The organism is Paraburkholderia ferrariae NBRC 106233 (genome assembly GCF_000685035.1).
Taxonomy (GTDB): domain Bacteria; phylum Pseudomonadota; class Gammaproteobacteria; order Burkholderiales; family Burkholderiaceae; genus Paraburkholderia; species Paraburkholderia ferrariae.
In genome coordinates, this window is record NZ_BAYB01000052.1 from 1 (window position 1) to 1,551 (window position 1,551).

Annotated in this window: 1 protein-coding gene; it reads left to right on the top strand. The window is 63.6% G+C overall.

The features are described 5' to 3' along the window. Positions 1-1,551, top strand: a 1,551-nt coding sequence (locus BFE01S_RS34230) for an ATP-dependent Clp protease ATP-binding subunit (protein WP_028229373.1), incomplete at both ends; no start/stop codon positions are given.

Consider the following 1,551-nt stretch of genomic DNA (forward strand, 5'->3'; position numbering starts at 1 on the left):
CCAGGGCAAGCTCGACCCGGTGCTCGGGCGCGCGCAGGAAATCGAGAACACCATCGAAGTGCTTGCACGGCGCAAGAAGAACAACCCGGTGCTGATCGGCGAGCCGGGCGTGGGCAAGACCGCAATCGTGGAAGGCCTCGCGCAGCGCATCGTGAACGGCGACGTGCCCGAGGTGCTGCGCGGCAAGCGCCTGGTGGAAGTGAACATCAATTCGATGGTCGCAGGCGCGAAGTATCGCGGCGAGTTCGAAGAGCGCGCGAAGCAGTTGATCGACGAAGTCACGGCGAAACAGGACGAACTGATTCTCTTCATCGACGAGCTTCATACGATTGTCGGCGCCGGACAGGGTGGCGGCGAAGGCGGCCTCGACATCGCGAACGTGCTCAAGCCCGCGCTCGCGCGCGGCGAACTGAGCCTGATCGGCGCCACGACGCTCAACGAATACCAGAAGTACATCGAAAAGGACGCCGCGCTCGAACGGCGCTTCCAGCCCGTGCTCGTGCCGGAGCCGACGGTGGATCAGACCATCGTGATCCTGCGCGGTCTGCGCGACAAACTGGAGGCGCACCACCAGGTGACCTTCGCCGACGATGCATTCGTTGCCGCCGCCGAGCTTTCCGATCGCTATATCACGTCGCGGTTTTTGCCCGACAAGGCCATCGACCTGATCGACCAGGCTGCGGCACGCGTGCGCATTAGCGCGACTTCGCGCCCCGCCGATATTCAGGAGCTCGAAGCCGAGATCGTGCAACTGAAGCGCGAGCAGGACTACGCCTCCTCGCGCAAACGCTTCGACGAAGCCAAAAATTTCGAAGAGCGCATTACCGACAAACAGAAGCAACTCGACGAGAAAATGGAGGCGTGGCAGCGCAAGACGGGCTCCGAAACGCTCGAAGTCACCGTAGCGTCGATTGCCGAAGTGGTCTCGCGTCTCACCGGCATTCCGGTTGCGGAACTCACGCAGGAAGAGCGCCAGAAACTGCTCAAGATGGAAGACAGGCTGCGCGAACGCGTGGTGGGCCAGAGCGACGCCGTGGTCGCCGTGAGCGATGCGGTGCGCCTCTCGCGCGCGGGCCTCGGCCAGGAGCATCGCCCGATTGCCACCTTCCTCTTCCTCGGACCGACCGGCGTGGGCAAGACCGAACTCGCCAAGGCGCTTGCAGAAAGCGTGTTCGGCGACGAGCAGGCCATCATCCGCATCGACATGAGCGAGTACATGGAGCGTCACGCGGTGGCGCGGCTCATTGGTGCGCCGCCGGGATACGTGGGCTACGACGAGGGCGGCCAGTTGACCGAGCGCGTGCGGCGCCGCCCGTACAGCGTGATCCTGCTCGACGAGATCGAAAAGGCCCACCCGGACGTGTACAACGTCCTGCTGCAGGTGTTCGACGACGGCCGCCTTACCGACGGCAAGGGCCGCGTGGTCGATTTCAGCAACACGATCATCATCGCCACGAGCAATCTGGGCGCGTCGATCATCATGGAGAACCTCGGGCAGCCGGAGGCGCAGCGCAAGAGCGAAAAGGAAGTCCGTGGCGAACTGATGAAGGT